The sequence below is a fragment of the Alkalicaulis satelles genome (assembly GCF_008630495.1).
Lineage (GTDB): Bacteria > Pseudomonadota > Alphaproteobacteria > Caulobacterales > Maricaulaceae > Oceanicaulis > Oceanicaulis satelles.
Genome location: NZ_VWOJ01000001.1, coordinates 965,144 through 983,490, shown reverse-complemented (window position 1 = coordinate 983,490; position 18,347 = coordinate 965,144). Strand labels below are relative to the sequence as shown.

The following is an 18,347-nucleotide window of genomic DNA, read 5'->3' as shown; positions in this document are numbered from 1 at the left end:
CCCCGACTTAAGAGCGGTGTCGGGCGGCCGGGCGGCCGCTCCTGCAAGCGCCGAAAGGCCGCAGGAGAGGAAAGTCCGGGCTCCATGGAGGCAAGGCGCCGGGGAAATCCCGGCGGGCCGGGCGACCGGTTCAGGGACAGCGCCGCAGAAATCAGACCGCCAGACCCGGCTCGCCGCGTCCGGCAAGGGTGAAACGGTGGGGTAAGAGCCCACCGCCCCGACCGCAAGGAAGGGGGCACGGCAAGCCCCGCCTGGAGCAAGACCGAATAGGGACGGACGCTGCAGCTCCGGCTGCAGCAGGCGCGCCTCCGCGCTGCCGTCCGGGTGGGTCGCATGAGGCGTCGCGCAAGCGCCGTCCCAGAGGAATGGCCGCCGCGCTGTTTCCGTCCCGGAAACAGCGGCACAGAACCCGGCTTACAGGCCGCCCGGCACGCTTGTCTTATGTCTGACCGCTCAGGCGCCGATCGGGGCTGAACGCTTCCTGGGCGATGTCTTCGAACAGCTCTTGCGGATCGCCCGCCCTTATGACGGCGTTCCAGCTATGGCGCGAGACGGCGCTGGGCGCGATCAGGACGTGATGGTCCGCCAGCACACGGTCGCCGAAGGCCTGCCGGGCGGGGACGGGAATGCCCGGTTTCAGCCAGTCCGGGTCCGGCCATGACGCTTCGTCAGCGACCCGGATCGACAGGCCGGGTTTCAGCCGGGCGCGGGTGAGCGTATGGGGCAGGGCGCCCAGCACCGGGAAGGTCTTGTGGGCGGCGACTTCCAGAATGGCGGTGGCCGGATCAAGGCTGGCATAGATCACCCGGCGGCCCGTGCTGTTCCAGCGTCCGCCCGCCAGCGCGCTGCCTGCGCCGCTATGCCAGGTCGGGGCGTGCACCGCCTTGTCCAGACGCCAGACATGAAGGCCCAGACCCGGAACAATCAGCGGCGCCAGCCGCTTCACGTATAGACGCCCTGATCGATGCGGATCAGCGCCTGGCGGACCAGTTCCTGCCCGGCGGGTGTTTCCAGCAGCGAGAGCGGCGTGCGCCCGTCCAGCGCCAGCGCCGGGCGGGCGAACCACTCAAGCGCCGCGGCGCGCGAACCCAAAGCATCCTCGGCCTGGGCGATCAGGCTGGCGAGCATCCAGATGCGGTTGCCGGCATCGGCGCTGACCGGGCCGTCGCGCAGCTTCCAGCGCTGATATGTGCGCCGGGACAGGCCCAGCGCACGGGTCAGCACCTCATCCTCGTCCAGCCGGGCCGGGCCGTCACGCGCGGTGAGGCTGAGGACGCGCTCCAGCGCCGCCACAGGCAGGCCGGCGCGCAACAGCTCATGGGCGCCCAGGCGCGTGCGCACATCGCGGTCCAGCACATCCGGCCCGCCCAGCAGCGCCGCAGCGCGCGCCACCATGTCGTCTTCGGGAAGGGCGTATTCGGCGACCATGAGGCCTGTCTCCGTCATATGTCGTATTCATAGTGCCATATGTCGCAGGCCGCCGCAAATCACCCCCACGCCCGGCCGGCCTCCGCCGGAGGCGTTAACCTGTTCTTTCTCTGTTCTTGAATCGGGCGGATTCGCCTGTCTGGTTTGACTTGTGGGCAACAGCATTACCCGTCTCCAGGACAGGTTTATGGATTGTGTCCCATGCTATCCCATGTTATCCCATAATTAACCACGCAAACCGGGGGCGTGGCTCAACGGGGAAGCCAGAACGGCCATGTTCGTCTCGACGACCACGAACGCGATTGACGCGAAGGGACGGGTCTCCGTTCCCGCCGATTTCCGTGCGAGCGTGGCCGCTGAGGGTTTCAACGGGGTTTATGTCTGGCGCTCGTTCAACGGCGCCTTCCTGGAAGGCGGCGGCAAGCGCCTTCTGGAGGACTATGCCGAGGCCATCGAGGAGATGGACCCCTATGACGATGCGCGCACCGCGTTCGAACGGGTGATCTTCGGCGGCGCGCGCGCCCTGGCGTTTGAATCCACCGGCCGGGTCACCCTGCCGCGCGAGCTGATGGAGCATGCCGGGCTGTCATCCTCGGCGGTGTTCATCGGCATGGGCCGGCGGTTCGAGATCTGGGATCCGGCCGCCCATGCCGGGCAGGCGGGCAAGGATCTGGCCTTTGCGCGCGACAACAAGGCGGCCCTGCGCCGTCCGCGCCGCCGGGAGGGCGCGTGATGACCGCCGCCCCGCACATCCCGGTCATGCTGGACGAGGTCCTGCGCCAGCTCGCGCCGCGCGATGGCGGGCTCTATATCGACGCCACCTTCGGCGCCGGCGGCTATAGCCGCGCCATTCTGGGCGCCGCCGACTGCCGGGTGCTGGGCATTGACCGCGATCCCACCGTGCGCCCCGCCGCCGACGCGCTCAAGAGCGCCTATCCGGGCCGTTTCGCCTTTGCGTTCGGGCCCTTCTCCCTGATGGAAGAGGTCATCGCCGAAGCCAACTCGTCCGGCGCGGACGGGGTGGTGATGGATCTGGGCGTGTCCTCCATGCAGCTGGACGAGGCCGAACGCGGCTTCTCCTTCCAGCAGGACGGGCCGCTGGACATGCGCATGTCGCGCTCAGGCCCCAGCGCGGCCGATGCGGTCAACACGCTGGAGGCTGACGAGCTGGCGGCGGTGTTTCGCATTTATGGCGAGGAGCGTCATGCCGGGCGCATCGCGCGCGCCATCGTGGCCGCGCGCGCCGAGGCGCCCTTCACCCGCACGCTGGCGCTGGCCGGGCTGGTGTCGCGCGTCATGCCGGGCAAGCCCCAGCGCATCCATCCGGCCACCCGCGTGTTTCAGGCGCTGCGCATTTTCATCAATGACGAGCTGGGCGAGTTGGCCCGCGGGCTGGAAGCCGCCGAGCGGACCTTGCGCCCGGCCGGGCGGCTGGTGGCGGTCAGCTTTCATTCGCTGGAAGACCGCATGGTCAAGACCTTCCTGCGCGCGCGCTGCGGGCTGGAAGGCTCGGGCTCGCGCCACCAGCCCGAACAGCGCCCGGCCCATGAGCCGAGCTTCTCGCTGCTCACCCGCAAGGCGCTGGCCGCCAGCGAAGCGGAAGCCGCCAGCAATCCCCGCGCGCGCTCGGCCCGTCTGCGCGCCGCCGCCCGCACGCCTGCGCCGGCCTGGCCGCGCGCCGCGGCGGCCCATTCACGCCTGCCCACTCTTGATCGTCTCACGGAGGCCTTATCATGATCCGCCTGGTCAATATCGTCGCGGCCTGTGTCGCGCTTGCGCTTCTGGCGGCGCTTTACGTGGCCAAGACCGGCACGGCCGGCGACCAGCAGACGCTGGCGGCCCTGCATGCCGAGCTGGCCCGTGAGCGCGGGCGCATCAGCGCGCTGGAAGCAGAAATCGCCCTGCAGGAAGATCACGAGAATCTGCGCCGCCTGGCGCGGCTCTATCTGGGCTTCGAGCCGGTGCGCCACGATCAGGAGATCGGGTTCAGCGACCTGCCGCGCCTGGCCGCGGGCGAGGGCGCGCCGGTGCGGGCCTCCTACAGGGAGGCGATCCGGCGCTAGATGGGGTTCTGGGGCAGGAAAATACGCGCGGTCACCGTACGCACCCAGCCGCGCCGCGGCGCGCCGGACGAGCGCGCGCCTGCGGGCATGACCCGTCAGGTGCGCCTGAAAGCCGGCCAGCCGGACCGCGATGACCGCACGCGCGGGCGCCTGGGAATCGCCGGGGCGGTGCTGGCCGCCGGCTTCGTGCTGGTGGCGGTGCGCGCGGTGGACGTGTCGCTGTTTTCTCCCGAAGGGCCGCGCGAGACGCGCCTGGCCGCCAGCGAGCCGCCGCGCCGGGCCGCGTTGACCGACCGCCATGGCCAATTGATCGCCCATACGCTTGATTTCTACACCGCCTATGCCGACGGCCAGCATATTCCGCGCGAGCTGATCGACGATACGGTGGAGCGCCTGTCCAGCGTGGTGACCGGGCTGGACGCCGAGCGGGTGGCCCGTTCCATGCGCGCGCGCCAGCGCTTTATCCCCATCGCCAGCGATCTCACCCCGCGCGCGCGCCAGACCATCCATTATCTCGGCCTGCCGGGCGTGTATTTCCGCATCCAGCCGGCGCGGGTCTACACCAGCCAGACCGCGGCGGCCCATGTGGTCGGCTATGCCGGGCGCGACATGCGCGGCCTGTCGGGCGCGGAACTGGCCTTTGACGCCGAGCTCAATGACCCGTCCGGACGCCCGGTGGCCCTGTCCATCGATCTGACCGCCCAGCACAGGGTGGAGAGCGTGCTCGGCGAGCATATGGCCCGCCACAAGGCCCAGGGCGCGGCGGCGATCCTGATGCGGGTGGGCACGGGCGAGATCCTGGCCATGGCCTCGCTGCCGGGCTTCAATCTCAATGAATACCCCCATCTGCGCGCCCCGGCGGGGGGAGAGGGCATGGACCCGCGCTTCAACCGGGCCAGCCTTGGCGTGTACGAGCTGGGCTCGGTGTTCAAGCCGCTGGCGCTGGCCGCCGGGCTGGAGAGCGGGAAGGTCACGCTGGAGGACCGGTTTGACGTGCGCCAGCCCTTGCGCGTGGGCGGGCATTCGATTGACGATTTCCGCGGCCAGCGCCGGGTGCTCACCGCGCGCGAGGTGATCATCCATTCCTCCAATATCGGCTCGGCCCGCATGGCCGAACAGATCACGGGGAACACGCTGCGCGGTTTCTACGAGGCGCTGCGCCTGCATGAGCGCGCGCCGGTGGAGCTGACCGAAAGCGGGCGCCCGCGCATGCCGCGCAGCTGGGGTCCGGCCGAGACCATGACGGCGTCCTATGGCCATGGCCTGGCGGTGTCGCCGCTGGCGCTGACCTCGGCCTATGCGGCGCTGGCCAATGGCGGGGTCTATGTGCCGCCGACCCTGCGCCCCGTGGCGCCCGGCGAGATCATCGCCGGCGAGACGGTGATGAGCGCGCGCACCTCCGCCCAGGTGCTGGCGGTGATGCGCGAGACGGTGGCGCGTTCGCGGCGCGGCGGTCCGGACGTGGAGGGGCTGGCCGTGGCGGGCAAGACCGGCACCGCCCTGCAGGCGGGGCCTGGCGGCTATGACCGCGATCACCGCGTGACCACGTTTGTGGCCGTGTTCCCGTTTGACGATCCCCAATATGTGCTCACCGTCAGCTTTGACCGGCCCCGCCCGAGCCGGGAGACCCATAACTTCGCCACGGCGGGCTGGAATGCGGCGCCGGCGGCGGGCGATATCCTGCGCTCGCTGGCCGGGGTGCTGGACCTGCGCCGCCGCGACGCCGACCCGTCCGCGCGCGCCGAGCATGTGGCGAGCCTGTTCACGCCGCGCGCGCGCGCCGACATCCCCGCTGAAGAACCGGTTCCGCTCCAGCCTGCAAGGCCCCAGCCATGAGCCGGCGTCTGGCCGATATCCTGGGCCCTGAGCTCGCAGTGCCGCCCGGCGCGGGCGAACTTGTCGTGTCGGGCCTGGCGCTGGACAGCCGCAAGGTGAAGCCCGGCGATCTGTTCGCAGCCCTGCCGGGCGTGCGCACGGACGGACGCCAGTTCATCGCCATGGCGGTCGATAACGGCGCGGCCTGCGTGCTCGCCCCGCCGGGGACGGACGCGCCCGTGCCGGTGGTCGAGGCGCGCGAACCCGCTGCGGCGCTGGCCGCCATCGCTGCGCGCTTTTATCCGCGCCAGCCCGCCCATATCGCGGCGGTGACCGGCACCAATGGCAAAAGCTCCACCGTGGAATTCCTGCGCCAGATCTGGGCGGGGGCGGGGCTGGAAGCGGCGGCGCTGGGCACGCTGGGCGTGACGCGTTCAAGCGGGCGCACTGAGGTGGGCTACACCACGCCGGACGCCATCGCCCTGCACCAGGCGCTCGACGCGCTGGCTGGCGAGGGCGTGACCCATCTGGCCATGGAGGCCTCTTCCCACGGGCTCAAGCAGCACCGCATGGACGGGGCGCGCATCTCGGTCAGCGCCTTCACCAATCTGACCCAGGATCACCTGGATTATCACCCTGATTTCGAGGACTATTTCGCCTCCAAAATGCGCCTGTTCACCGCCCTGGCGCCGTCCGGGACGAGCGCGGTGGTGAACATGGATTCCGACTGGTCGGCGCGCGTGGAGCAGACCGCCAGGGCCGCCGGGCTGGAGGTGATCTCCATCGGCTGGCGCGGGCGGGATCTGGCCGTGCGCGAGATCACGCCGAAACCGGCCAGCCAGATCATCCGCTTCGCCTGGCGCGGCGCCGAACAGCTCATCGAGCTGCCTCTGATCGGCGAGTTCCAGACCGCCAATGCGCTGGGCGCGGCGGCCATGGCCATCGCGTCGGGGCTGGAGGCGCAAAGCGTGTTCGCCGCGCTGGAGCGCCTGACCGGCGTGGCCGGGCGGATGCAGCCGGCGGGCATGACGAAAGACGGCGCGCCGGTGCTGCTCGATTACGCCCATACGCCCGACGGTCTGGACAAGCTCCTGCGCGCAGCGCGGCCCCATACGCGCGGGCGCATCATCCTGGTGTTCGGCGCCGGGGGCGACCGCGATCCCACCAAGCGCCCGGCCATGGGCGCGGTGGCGGCGCGCCTGGCTGATGTGTGCATTGTCACCGACGATAATCCGCGCAGCGAGGACCCGGCCTCCATCCGCGCGGCGATCCTGGCCGCCTGTCCGGGCGCAACTGAAATCGGCGACCGCGAGAGCGCCATCCGGGCGGGCATTGAGATGCTGGCGCCCGGTGATGCGCTGCTGATCGCGGGCAAGGGCCATGAGACCGGCCAGATTGTCGGCGGCCGGGTGATCGCGTTTGACGAGCCGGCCATCGTCGCGCGCCTGCTCAAGGAAAGGGAGGGCCGGTCATGACCGCGCCGCTTTGGACCGCTGCTGACGCCGCCCTGGCCGCTGGCGGGCGCCTGACCGATGGCGGCTGGAGCGCTACAGGCGTCTCCATCGACACCCGCACGCTGCAGCCGGGCGATCTGTTCGTGGCGCTCAAAGACGCGCGCGACGGCCATGACTTCGCCCGCGCCGCGCTGGACAAGGGCGCCGCTGCGGTGCTGGTCTCTGATCCGGCCTGTTGCGAGGGCCCGCGCCTGGTGGTGGATGACACCCTCGACGCGCTGCGTGCTCTGGGTCAGGGCGCGCGCCTGCGCAGCCCGGCCATCCGCATCGGCGTCACCGGCTCGGTGGGCAAGACCAGCGTGAAGGAAGCCCTGGCGGCCATATTGCGCGCGAACGGTCCCGCTCACTGGAGCGTGGCCAGCTATAATAATCACTGGGGCGTGCCGCTGACCCTGGCGCGCATGCCGGCCGACACGCGCGGCGCGGTGTTCGAAATGGGCATGAACCATGCCGGCGAGATCGCTGCGCTGACCGCCCAGGTGCGCCCCCATGTGGCGCTGATCACCAGAATCGCCCCGGCCCATCTGGAAAATCTCGGCTCCATGGAGGCCATCGCAGAGGCCAAGGCGGAGATTTTCACCGGGCTGGAAGTGGACGGCGTGGCGGTGATCCCCGCCGATGATGACTACGCCCCGCGCCTGCGCGACGCCGCCATGCGCTCGCGGGCGGGCTTCCTGTTCGATTTCGGCTTTGCGCGCGCCGCCGCTGTGCGGGTGCTGCGCTACGCCCCCGATGGCGAGGGCGGGGCGGGCGAGATGGATGTGATGGGCCGGCTGCGCCACTTCCGCCTGGCCTTGCCCGGCGCCCATCAGGCGGTGAACGCGGCGGGCGCGGTGGCCGCCTCGCTGGCCGCCGGGGTGGATCCCGAGCTGGCGCTGGAGACCCTGGCGGGCCTGACGCCGGGGGCCGGGCGCGGGGCGCGCTTTGATGTCACGCTCAGCAGCGGGCGCGCCGTCACCCTCATTGATGACAGCTATAACGCCAACCCCGCCTCCATGCGCGCGGCCCTGTCCGCACTGGCCCAGCGCACCCCGGATGCGGGCGCGCGCCGGGTGGCGGTGCTGGGCGAGATGCTGGAGCTGGGACCGGACGCGCCGGCCCTGCACGCCGCACTGGCCGCGCCGCTGGCGGAAGCGGGCGTTGAGCTGGTGATCGGGGTGGGGGCGGGCATGAGCGCCCTGATCAAGGCCTTGCCCGCCGGAATGGAAGGCGTCAGCGCAAAGGACTGGAATTCCGGGCTCGAACAGTTCCAGGCTCTGGCGCGCCAGGGTGATATCGTGCTGATCAAGGGCTCCAACGCATCTGGCGTTCACAAGATCGCCGCCGCCGTGAAATCTGTCCGCGCCGCCGCGCCAAACGAGGCCTGAATCGCGCCATGCTGTATTTGCTCCTGACTCCTTTCGCTGATGATTTCGCCCTGTTCAACCTGTTGAACTATCTCACCTTCCGCACCGGCGCCGCGCTCATGACCGCGTTCGTGATCGCCCTGGTGGCGGGCATGCCCTTCATCGGATGGCTGCGCAAACAGGGCTCCCAGCCCATCCGCACCGACGGGCCGGAAAGCCATGTCATCTCCAAGGCCGGCACGCCGACCATGGGCGGGTTCATCATCCTGTTCGGCATTCTGGCGGGCACGCTGATCTGGGGCGATCTGTCCAATCCCTATCTGTGGGTGGTGATGTTCGTGACCGCTGCCTTTGGCGGCATCGGCTTCATCGATGACTGGCGCAAGGTCACCAAGCGCTCCCATCACGGCCTGTCGGGCAAGGCCAAGCTGGCCTTGCAGGGCGCGGTGGCGCTGGCGGCGGTGATCTGGATGGTGCAGCTGCTCGATGGCGCGCCCAACACGCCGGAGAATTTCGCCACCTCGGTGGCCGTGCCCTTTTTCAAGGACGTGCTGATCCCCTTGAGCTACGCCTTCTTCATCTTCGGGGTGCTGGTGATCGTGGGCGCGTCCAATGCGGTCAATCTGACCGACGGGCTGGACGGCCTGGCCATCGTGCCGGTGATGATCGCGGCGGGCGCCTTCGGGATCATCGCCTACATGGTCGGCTCGGCGGTCTATTCCAATTATCTGTTCCTGAACTTCACCCCCGGCACGGGCGAACTGGCCGTGATCTGCGGGGCGATGATCGGGGCCGGGCTGGGCTTTCTCTGGTACAACGCGCCGCCGGCCATGGTGTTCATGGGCGATACCGGCTCGCTGTCGCTGGGCGGCGCCATCGGCGCCATCGCCGTGGCGGTCAAGCACGAGATCGTGCTGATCATCATTGGCGGGCTGTTCGTGCTCGAGGCGGTCTCGGTGATGGTGCAGGTGGCCAGCTACAAGCTGACCGGCAAGCGCGTCTTCCTGATGGCGCCCATCCACCACCATTTCGAAAAGCTGGGCTGGTCGGAATCCACCATCGTGGTGCGCTTCTGGATCATCGCCTTCGTCCTGGCCCTGATCGGGCTGTCGACGCTGAAGCTGCGCTGATGGGTGAGGGCCCGTGATCTCCGTCCGCGCCAGCGCTGCAGGACGGGCCTGCATCCTGGGCCTGGGCGCGCGCGGACGCGCCATGGCCCGCGCGCTGGCCGCGGGTGGAACGCCGGTCACCGGTTGGGACGAGGATGAGGCCCGGCGCAAGAGAGCGGCGCGCGAAGGCGTGGTGATCGAACATCCCACCGCGCGCGACTGGGGCGATCTGGCGGTGCTGGCCATTGATGACGCCGCCCGGCTGGATGGGCCCGATGATAACGGCCTGCTGGCGCTGGCAAGCGCCGCCGCTGCGCCGGTGACCACCGAGCTGGCCCTGTTCGCACACGCCCTGGCCGCCCGGCCCGGCGCGCGCCTGGCGCTGGCCCCGGGCGGGCCGCAAGCCCATGGCGCGATGGCGCTGGCGGGCTGGATTATGCAATGCAGCGGGCTTGATGCGCGCCCCGGCGGCTGGGGCCGCGCCTTGTTTGACGCCCCGCCCTTGCGCGCGGGCAGCCTCTCCCTGATCACCGCCAGCGCCGCCGAGCGCGCCCGCGCGCCGGACCTGGCGCCGCATGCGTTGTGGCTGGGACCGGACGCAGATGTCAGCGCCGAGGAGCTCGCAAGCCTCGCCGCGCGCTGCAGCGGCCCGGCCCTGATCGACATGGATGCGCCCGGCGCCGGGGCGCGGCTGGCGGCGCTGCGCAAGGGCGGGATGGACCGCGAGCGCCTGATCGCCTGTTCCGGCCGCATGGCGCTGGGCGAGGGCGTCTATCTGATCGGCGGACGGCTGCATGACGCGCGCACTCATGGCGCGGGCCGCCACTGGCGCGTCAGCGGGGCGGGGCTTGAGGGGCTGGCGCCCGGACTGATCGCCGGCGCGGCGGCGCTGGCTCTGGCGCTGGGCGCGGACGCAGATGCGATGGAGGCGGCGCTCGCCAGCTTTCCCGGCGCTCAGGGTCTGCGCGCGCCGGTCTTCCAGCTGGGCGCGGTGGAGATCATCGATCACAGCGCCGCGCAAGACCCGCGCGAAACGCTTGACGCCATAACCCCGGACCTTCCGGTCTGGTGGATCGCCGATCCCGGCCTCGACGCGGCGGCGTTCGCCAGCCCCCTGCCGGATCATTTGCAGCGGCTGATCCTCACCGGCCCGGACCCGCGCCTGGTGCGCAAGCTGGGCAAGCGCCTGGCCTGCCGCACGGCGGCGGGGCTGGACGAGGCGCTGGCGCGTGCGCTGCACGGCGCCATGCTCAGCGGCGGGCGGGCGCAGCTTCTATACGCTCCGTCAACCCGGCGCGGTCCAGAGCAGGTCCATGAGGACAGCGCCGCCCTGGCCGCGGCGCTGGACCGGCTGACCGGCCGATTGAAACAGGGAGATGCGGCATGAGCCCCGCCCGGCGCTATTCGCGGGTCCTGCGCGAGCTGGACAAGCCCTTGCTGGGGATGATCATCTTCCTCCTGGGCATGGGCCTTGTGCTGTCGTTCGCCGCCAGCCCCGCCGTGTCCAGCGCCGCCGATCCCTTCTTCTATGTGCGCCGCCAGGCCATGTTCATGGCTGCGGGCCTGATCATCCTGATGATCAGCGCAAGCTTTTCGCTCACCGGCGTGCGGCGCATGTCCGGACTGATGCTGCTGGGATCGCTGGTGCTGATGGCGGCGGTTCTGGTCTTCGGCGCGAACGTCAACGGCTCCACGCGCTGGCTGCATCTGGGCGGTTTCTCCCTGCAGCCCAGCGAGTTCTTCAAGCCGGCCTTCATCATCATCACCGCCTGGCTGTTCACCGAGGAAGACCGCGGCGCGCCCGCGCCGGGCCGGCTGATGGCGCTGGTGATCTACGCGCTGGCCGTGCTCTTGCTGACGCGCCAGCCCGATCTGGGCCAGACCGCGCTGATCACCCTCATCTTCGCAGCCCTGCTATGGATCGCCGGCCTGTCCTGGCGCTGGACCGCCGGGCTGGGCGCCGCCATTGCGGCGGGCGGGGCCGCGGCGATGCATCTGGTGCCCTATATCCAGCGCCGGGTGCAGGACTTCCTCTCCGGCGGTTCGGGCGCGCGCAGCCAGACCGATATCGCACTGGAAGCCATCGGCCATGGCGGGCTGTGGGGCGCCGGGCCGGGCGAGGGGCGCATCAAGCACATCCTGCCCGAAGCCCATAACGACTATATCTTCGCGGTGGCGGGCGAGGAGTTCGGCGCGCTGGCCATGCTGATGATCATCGCGCTCTATGCGCTGCTGTTCGCGCGCGCCTGGATGCTGGCCCTGCGGCTCAATGATCCGTTCGCGCGGCTGGCCACGGCGGGCCTGGCCCTGCTGTTCGCGCTTCAGGCGCTGGTCAATATCGCGGTCAATCTCGATCTGGCCCCGTCCACCGGCATGACGCTGCCCTTCCTGTCCTATGGCGGGTCGTCCATGCTGGCGTTGGCGTTTTCGGCCGGGCTCCTGCTGGCGCTGACCCGGCACAGGCCGGGCGCCTATCAGCCGCGCCGCCTGCGCGCGGCGGGAGCCGGGGCGTGAGCGCGCGCAGGCTGATCATCGCCGCAGGCGGCACGGGCGGGCATATCTTTCCGGCGCGCGCGGCCGCCGAAACCCTGATCGCGCGCGGCTGGCAGGTGGCCCTGATCACCGATGCGCGCGGGGCGCGCCACACCGGCGATTTCCCCGGCGAGGGGGTGAGCGTCATCCGCGCCTCCAGCCCGTTCCAGTCCAATCCGCTGCGCCTGCCCGGCGCGCTGGCCGATCTGGCCTCCGGGATGATGGCGACGCGCAAGCTGCTCAAGGCCTTCGGTGCGGATGTGGCGGCGGGGTTTGGCGGCTATCCGGCCTTTCCGCTGCTGGCCGCGGCGCGCCTGTCGGGCCTGCCGTTTGTGATCCATGAGCAGAATGCGGTGCTGGGCCGGGTCAACCGCCTGTTCGCCGGGTCCGCCCACTCCGTCGCGTCGGGCTTTGACCGCCTCGACCGCCTGCCCGCCCGCGCCCGTCACGCCGTCACCGGCAATCCGGTGCGCGCCCACGTGCTCAGCGCACGTGCGGCCCCCTATGCCGCCCCGGCGCGTGATGGCGAGATCCGGCTTCTGGTGCTGGGCGGCAGTCTGGGCGCGCGCATATTGTCTGAAACCGTGCCCGAGGCGGTCGCGCTGCTGCCCGAAGCCTTGCGCCAGCGTCTCAGCGTCGTGCAGCAGACCCGCCAGGACAGCCTGGAGCGCGCCCGCGCCGTTTATGACGCGGCGGGCGTCAAGGCCGAGCTCTCGCCCTTCTTTGACGATATGGGCGCGCGCTACGGGCAGGCCCATCTGGTGATCTCGCGCGCGGGGGCCTCGTCAGTGTCGGAGCTGGCGGCCATCGGGCGCCCGGCCATCCTTGTGCCGCTGGCCATCGCCATGGACGATCACCAGAGCGCCAATGCCCAAGGCCTCGCCCATGCGGGCGGGGCGGAGGTGATGGCCGAGCGCGATGTCACCGCACAAAGCCTGTCACAGCGCCTTGAAACGCTGCTGGCGGACGGCGAAGCTCTCGCCGCGCGCGCGGCGGCGGCCCGCGCCGCCGGCCGCCCCGATGCGCATGAGGCGCTGGCTGATCTGATCGAACGCGCCGCGGAGTAGCCTTCATGCCGCCCAGAGACCTCGCCGCCGCCGCTTCGCCTGTGCATTTCGTCGGGATTGGCGGGATCGGCATGAGCGGCATCGCCGAGGTGATGCTCAATCTGGGCTATCAGGTCACCGGCTCGGACATCAAGGACAGCCCCAATGTCCAGCGCCTGCGCGACAAGGGCGCGGTGGTCCATATCGGCCATGCGGCGGACAATATCGACGGGGCCGGCGCGCTGGTGGTGTCCAGCGCCGTGCGCCGCGACAATCCCGAGCTTGCAGCGGCGCGCACCCGGCGCATCCCGGTGGTGCGCCGCGCCGAAATGCTGGCCGAGCTGATGCGCCTGAAGCATTCGGTCGCGGTGGCCGGCACCCATGGCAAGACCACCACCACCTCGCTGGTGGCCGCCCTGATGGATGCCGCCGGGTTTGATCCCACCGTGATCAATGGCGGCATCATTTCGGCCTATGGCTCCAACGCCAAGATGGGCGAGGGCGGCTGGATGGTGGTGGAGGCCGACGAGAGCGACGGCTCCTTCCTGAAACTGCGCGGCACGGTGGGGATCATCACCAATATCGATCCCGAACACATGGAGCATTACGGCGATTTCGACGCGCTGCGCGAAGCCTTCCGGCAATTCGTCGAGAACCTGCCCTTCTACGGCTTCGCCGTGCTGTGCGTGGATCACCCCGAGGTGCAGGCGCTGGCCGCGCGCATCGAGGACCGCCGGGTGATCACCTATGGCTTCTCGCCCCAGGCCGATGTGCGCATCGTCAATCATGACGGCGACACCACGGGCGCGCGCTTTGACCTGCGCTTCCAGGCGCGCGGCGCCGAACCGGCCACCTGGGCGGGCCTCGCCCTGCCCATGACCGGCGAGCACAACGTGCTCAACGCCGCCGCGGCGCTGGCGGTGGTGCAGGCGCTGGGCGGGCAGGAGGCCGAGGCGCGAAAAGGCCTGGCCGGGTTCAAGGGCGTCAAGCGCCGCTTCACCCTGGTGGGCGAGGCGGGCGGCGTCGCCGTCATTGATGATTACGGCCATCACCCGGTGGAGATCGCCGCGGTGCTCAAAGCCGCGCGCCAGCGCGCCGGCGAGGGCCGGGTGGTCGCCGTGGTCCAGCCCCACCGCTACACGCGCCTGCATGACCTGTTTGAAGAGTTCTGCACCTGCTTCAATGACGCCGACAGCGTGCTGGTGGCGCCGGTCTATTCAGCCGGCGAAACGCCCATCGAGGGCGCTGATCAGGACGGGCTGGTGGCCGGCCTGCAACGCCACTCCCACCGCGACGCGTCGGCCACCACGCGCGAGACGCTGGCCGCCGATCTCAAATCCCGCATCGCGTCTGGCGATCTGGTGGTCTGCCTGGGCGCCGGCGACATCACCGCCTGGGCGGCGGAACTGCCGGAGCGGCTGGAGGCGGCGGGGTGAGCGCGCTCCTCACCCGCCTCCCGCCCGTGCGCGGCAAGCTGATTGAAGGCGCGCCGCTCTCCGGCATCACCTGGCTGCGCGTGGGCGGACCGGCGCAAGTGCTGTTCCTGCCCGCCGACGAGGCCGATCTGGCGCGCTTCCTGGCCGAGACGCCGCGCGATATTCCCGTCCATGTGCTCGGCGCGGGGTCCAATACGCTGGTGCGTGATGGCGGGCTGAAGGGGGTGACGGTGAAGCTCACCCCGGCCTTCGGACGCATTCAGGCCGAGGGCTTGCGCCTGCGCGCCGGGACGGCGGCGCTGGACAAGACGGTCGCCAAAGCCGCGGCGAAGGCGGGCATTGCGGGGCTTGAGTTTTTCGTCGGCGTGCCCGGCACGATCGGCGGGGCGCTGCGCATGAATGCGGGCTGCTATAACGCCGAGACGCGCGATGTGCTGGTGGAGGCCGTGGCGCTGGACCGGCGCGGGCGCCGGCTGATCGTGCCGCTCGACGAGATGGGCTACGCCTATCGCCACAGCGACGCGCCAGCCGACTGGATTTTCGTCGAGGCGGTGTTTGAAGGCCGCGCCGATGATCCGGCCGCCATCACGCAGCGCATGGACGCGATCACGGCGCGGCGCGAAAGCACCCAGCCGATCCGGGAGAAAACCTCCGGCTCCACCTTCAAGAACCCCGATCCGGCGCTGTCGGGCGGGCGCTCGGCCTGGCAGCTGATCGATGCGGCGGGCTGGCGCGGCAAGCCGGTGGGCGGGGCGCGCTTTTCCGAGCAGCACTGCAATTTCCTGATCAATGACGGCACGGCGAGCGCCAGCGATCTCGAAACCCTGGGCGAGACCGTGCGCGCGCAGGTGAAGGCGCAGTTCGGCGTCGATCTGGACTGGGAAGTCCGCCGCGTGGGAGAGCCCGCATGACCAAGCGCATCGCCGTCCTCCTCGGCGGGCTGAGCCCGGAGCGCGAGGTGTCGAAAGTCTCCGGCGCGCAAATCGCCAAAGCCTTGCGCGGGCGCGGCCATGAGGTGATCGAGATCGATCCGGCCGAGCCCTTCTGGCCCGAAGCGCTCAAAGAGGCCGCGCCGGATCTGGTGTTCAACGCCCTGCATGGCGAGTGGGGCGAGGACGGGCGCATTCAGGGCGTGCTGGAATATATGCGCCTGCCCTACACCCATTCGGGCGTGCTGGCTTCGGCGCTGGCCATGGACAAGCAACGCGCCAAGGCGGTGCTGCGCGCCGCCGGGCTCAAATGCCCTGAAGGGCTGATCGCCAACCGGTATGAGGCCGCGCGCGATCATCTGATGAAACCGCCCTATGTGGCAAAGCCCAATGCGCAAGGCTCCTCTGTGGGGGTGGTGATCGTGCCAGACGGCGCCAATCGCCCGCCCGCGGTGCTGGCCAGCGGCGAATGGCCCTATGGCGATGAAGTGCTGATCGAGCGCTTCATCCCGGGGCGCGAGCTGACCGTGGCGGTGATGGGCGACCGGGCGCTGACCGTCACCGAGATCGTGCCGAAGACCGCCTTTTATGATTACGAGGCCAAATACGCCGATGGCGGCTCGGTCCACCAGCTGCCCGCCGATATTCCGCAAGCGGTGGCCGATGAGGCCATGGCCGCGGCGGTGACCGCGCACCAGACGCTGGGCTGCCGGGGTCTGACGCGCTCCGATTTCCGCTATGACCCGGCCTCGGGCGGTTTGTGGTTACTCGAAATTAATACCCAGCCGGGCATGACTCCGACATCACTCGCGCCCGAACAGGCGGCGCATTGCGGGATCGGTTTTGACGATCTCGTGGAGTGGATGGCGGAGGATGCGTCTTGCCCAAGGTAGAGCGCGCCAAGGCCAGCGGCGCAGGCAGGAAACGGCGCGCCAGCCCCCGGCGCACGCCGGTCCGCACGCCGCCGGCCGGGCGCATGAAGCTGTCACACTGGCTTTCGGCCCGCCTGCGCGCCGCGCGGCGCCGGGCGAGCTATGCGCTGCGCCTGGCCGCCATGACCGGCGCGGTGATCGCGGTGGGCGCGCTGGCCGTGATGGCCGCTCTGGGCCGGCTGGGCGATGTGGGGGCGGGCCTGCAGGACTGGTATGAGGCGCGTCTGGGCGATGCGGGCTATCAGGCCGGCTGGGTGGATGTATCCGGCGCCAGCCGGGTCGAGGCCGCTGACATCGCCGCCCTGATCGGGGCGCAGCCGGGAACCGGGATGATCGGCATCGACCCCCATGCTGCGCGCGCCGCGCTGGAAGAGCTCAGCTGGGTGGACTCGGCCAGCGTGCTGCGCCTGTGGCCGGACCGCATCGGCGTCATCATCACCGAGCGCGAACCCTTCGCCCTGTGGCAGCACAATCAGCGCCACCATGTCATCGACCGCTCCGGCGTGGTCATCGAGGCCGCCGATCCGGCCGATTTTGCAGACCTGCCCATCGTCATCGGCGACGGCGCGCCGGGCGAGGCGGCCCGTCTGATGGCGCTGATGGCGCTGCATCCCGAAATCGAGGCGCGCACCACCCATCGTGTGCGCGTCGGCGCGCGGCGCTGGTCGCTGCGGCTGGAGAGCGGCGGCGAGGTGCTGCTGCCCGAGGCCGATCCGGCGGGCGCGCTGGCGCATCTGTCGATGATGCACGCCGAGCGCGGCGTGCTCGATTACGACGCCCAGATCATTGATCTCAGGGTCGAGGGCGAGATGGTGCTGCGGCCCTGGCCCGAACGCACCGCCTCGGGCGGCCGGGGGGCGTGATGGGGGTGATGGGGATGTTCGGCGCTGCAGGCGGGGAGAGCGCAGGCGCGCGCAAGCCCGCCCTCTATGCCGCGCTGGATCTGGGCGCGTCCAAGACCGTGTGCTTCATCGCGCGCACCGAACCGACCCTGGCGGGCCTGCGTCCGCGGGTGATCGGCGTCGGCCATGTGCCCACGCGCGGCGTGCGCGCCGGCGCGGTGGTGGACATGGAGGCCGCCGCCAGCGCCATCCGCGCTGCGGTGGACAATGCCGAGCGCATGGCCGGCCAGACGGTGAGCGCCCTGCATGTCGCCGCCGCCTGCGGCGCGCCGTCCTCCACGCGCATCGCCGTGGACATGGAGCTGGACCAGCGCGAGGTGCGCGAGCGCGATCTGCGCCGCATCATCCATGAAGCCGCCAGCGCGTTTGACGAGCCGGGCCGGGCCATCGTGCATGCGCTGGCCCTGTCCTGGCGGGTGGACGGCCATCGCGGGGTCAAGGACCCGCGCGCCATGGTGGGCGAGGTGCTGGGCGTGGACCTGCATCTGGTCAGCTGCGCGGCCGACCCCTTGCATAATCTCGCCGCCTGCGTGGAGCGGGCGGGCTATTCGGTGGCCGGCGTGACCGCCACGCCCTACGCCTCGGGCCTGGCGGCCCTGACCGCCGACGAGCTGGAGCTCGGCGTGATGGTGATCGATATGGGCGCCCAGCTGACCACCCTGTCCATCTTCGCCGAAGGCGTGTTGCAGCATGTGGACGCCCTGCCCGTGGGCGGCGCCCATGTGACCAGCGATATCGCGCGCGGCCTGTCCACGCCGCTGGCCGCCGCCGAACGCATCAAGGCGCTCAGCGGCAGCGCGCTGGACAGCCCCGAGGACGATCAGGTGATGATCGAGGCGCCGCCGCTGGCGGGGGGCGCGTCCCACACCATGACCCAGCATCCGCGCGCCATGCTCAACGCCATCATCCGCCCGCGCCTGGAAGAGATATTCGAGCTGGCCCGCGACCGGGTGAAAACCGCCGGGGCGGCAGGCGCAGCCGGGCGCGGCCTGGTGCTGACGGGCGGCGCGTCCCAGACGCCGGGCATCACCCAGCTGGCCGGACGGGTGATGAGCAAGCAGGTGCGCATCGGCCGGCCCGAAACCCTCAACGGCCTGGGCGACGCGGTCAGCGGCCCGGCCTTCAGCGCGGGCGCCGGCCTGATCCTGCGCGCCGTCAACGGCCCGCCCGAAGCGCTGGCCGGACTGCCCCGCGCCCTCACCCCCGCCCCGCGCGGCCGCAAGGCCGCCGCCCCCGCCGAACGCGGTCCGGCGGCCGTCTGGCGCTGGTTCGCGGAGAGTTTTTGAAGGGGGCGT

Annotated in this window: 17 protein-coding genes and 1 other RNA gene; 16 read left to right on the top strand and 2 right to left on the bottom strand. The window is 70.6% G+C overall.

Annotated features, from left to right (window positions below; translation table 11 throughout):
- The first annotated feature begins 19 nt into the window (after positions 1-19).
- Positions 20-433, top strand: an RNA gene (rnpB, locus tag F1654_RS04805) — RNase P RNA component class A.
- Positions 434-439: 6 nt separating this feature from the next.
- Here rnpB and F1654_RS04800 read toward each other — a convergent pair.
- Both F1654_RS04800 and F1654_RS04795 read right to left on the bottom strand, forming a co-directional pair.
- Positions 440-946: an RES family NAD+ phosphorylase gene (locus F1654_RS04800; RefSeq protein ID WP_233205129.1), complete on the bottom strand. Its 507-nt coding sequence runs from the start codon at positions 944-946 to the stop codon at positions 440-442.
- Entirely contained in the window at positions 943-1,446 is a 504-nt protein-coding gene (locus F1654_RS04795) for an antitoxin Xre/MbcA/ParS toxin-binding domain-containing protein (protein ID WP_150022332.1), read from the bottom strand. The genes F1654_RS04800 and F1654_RS04795 overlap by 4 nt, the downstream gene beginning before the upstream one ends.
- 256 nt (positions 1,447-1,702) lie before the next feature.
- Between F1654_RS04795 and F1654_RS04790 the strand changes: the two genes are divergently transcribed.
- The 15 genes from F1654_RS04790 to ftsA are packed head-to-tail and all read left to right on the top strand — an operon-like array spanning position 1,703 to position 18,338.
- Positions 1,703-2,161, top strand: coding sequence for a division/cell wall cluster transcriptional repressor MraZ (locus F1654_RS04790; RefSeq protein ID WP_150022331.1), 459 nt, complete (start codon positions 1,703-1,705; stop codon positions 2,159-2,161).
- Positions 2,161-3,165 carry a 16S rRNA (cytosine(1402)-N(4))-methyltransferase RsmH gene (gene rsmH / locus F1654_RS04785; RefSeq protein WP_150022330.1) on the top strand — a complete coding sequence of 335 codons (1,005 nt, stop codon included), beginning with the start codon at positions 2,161-2,163 and terminating at the stop codon, positions 3,163-3,165. The genes F1654_RS04790 and rsmH overlap by 1 nt, the downstream gene beginning before the upstream one ends.
- On the top strand, positions 3,162-3,491 hold the full coding sequence (ftsL, locus tag F1654_RS04780) for a cell division protein FtsL (RefSeq protein ID WP_150022329.1): 330 nt from the start codon (positions 3,162-3,164) through the stop codon (positions 3,489-3,491). Before rsmH ends, ftsL begins: the two co-directional genes overlap by 4 nt.
- The gene (locus F1654_RS04775) at positions 3,492-5,327 is read left to right on the top strand and encodes a peptidoglycan D,D-transpeptidase FtsI family protein (RefSeq protein ID WP_150022328.1); all 1,836 of its coding nucleotides are present in this window, start codon (positions 3,492-3,494) and stop codon (positions 5,325-5,327) included. It begins immediately after the preceding gene.
- Complete coding sequence (locus F1654_RS04770) at positions 5,324-6,781, top strand: UDP-N-acetylmuramoyl-L-alanyl-D-glutamate--2,6-diaminopimelate ligase (RefSeq protein WP_150022327.1); 1,458 nt, start codon at positions 5,324-5,326, stop codon at positions 6,779-6,781. Before F1654_RS04775 ends, F1654_RS04770 begins: the two co-directional genes overlap by 4 nt.
- A complete protein-coding gene (locus tag F1654_RS04765) occupies positions 6,778-8,187 on the top strand; it encodes a UDP-N-acetylmuramoyl-tripeptide--D-alanyl-D-alanine ligase (protein ID WP_150022326.1) in 1,410 nt (469 codons plus the stop codon). Before F1654_RS04770 ends, F1654_RS04765 begins: the two co-directional genes overlap by 4 nt.
- Positions 8,188-8,195: 8 nt before the next feature.
- On the top strand, positions 8,196-9,296 hold the full coding sequence (gene mraY, locus F1654_RS04760) for a phospho-N-acetylmuramoyl-pentapeptide-transferase (RefSeq protein ID WP_150022325.1): 1,101 nt from the start codon (positions 8,196-8,198) through the stop codon (positions 9,294-9,296).
- Positions 9,297-9,309: 13 nt separating this feature from the next.
- A complete protein-coding gene (locus F1654_RS04755; RefSeq protein ID WP_150022324.1) occupies positions 9,310-10,662 on the top strand; it encodes a hypothetical protein in 1,353 nt (450 codons plus the stop codon).
- Positions 10,659-11,789: an FtsW/RodA/SpoVE family cell cycle protein gene (locus tag F1654_RS04750; protein ID WP_150022323.1), complete on the top strand. Its 1,131-nt coding sequence runs from the start codon at positions 10,659-10,661 to the stop codon at positions 11,787-11,789. Before F1654_RS04755 ends, F1654_RS04750 begins: the two co-directional genes overlap by 4 nt.
- Entirely contained in the window at positions 11,786-12,874 is a 1,089-nt protein-coding gene (gene murG, locus F1654_RS04745; RefSeq protein ID WP_150022322.1) for an undecaprenyldiphospho-muramoylpentapeptide beta-N-acetylglucosaminyltransferase, read from the top strand. Before F1654_RS04750 ends, murG begins: the two co-directional genes overlap by 4 nt.
- A gap of 5 nt (positions 12,875-12,879) precedes the next feature.
- The gene (murC, locus tag F1654_RS04740; protein ID WP_150022321.1) at positions 12,880-14,289 is read left to right on the top strand and encodes a UDP-N-acetylmuramate--L-alanine ligase; all 1,410 of its coding nucleotides are present in this window, start codon (positions 12,880-12,882) and stop codon (positions 14,287-14,289) included.
- The gene (murB, locus tag F1654_RS04735) at positions 14,286-15,200 is read left to right on the top strand and encodes a UDP-N-acetylmuramate dehydrogenase (protein ID WP_150022320.1); all 915 of its coding nucleotides are present in this window, start codon (positions 14,286-14,288) and stop codon (positions 15,198-15,200) included. Before murC ends, murB begins: the two co-directional genes overlap by 4 nt.
- Positions 15,167-16,111, top strand: coding sequence for a D-alanine--D-alanine ligase (locus F1654_RS04730; protein WP_408628085.1), 945 nt, complete (start codon positions 15,167-15,169; stop codon positions 16,109-16,111). Before murB ends, F1654_RS04730 begins: the two co-directional genes overlap by 34 nt.
- Positions 16,099-17,013, top strand: coding sequence for a cell division protein FtsQ/DivIB (locus F1654_RS04725; protein ID WP_150022318.1), 915 nt, complete (start codon positions 16,099-16,101; stop codon positions 17,011-17,013). Before F1654_RS04730 ends, F1654_RS04725 begins: the two co-directional genes overlap by 13 nt.
- A complete protein-coding gene (gene ftsA, locus F1654_RS04720) occupies positions 17,013-18,338 on the top strand; it encodes a cell division protein FtsA (RefSeq protein WP_199200450.1) in 1,326 nt (441 codons plus the stop codon). Before F1654_RS04725 ends, ftsA begins: the two co-directional genes overlap by 1 nt.
- The last annotated feature ends 9 nt before the right edge of the window (positions 18,339-18,347 follow it).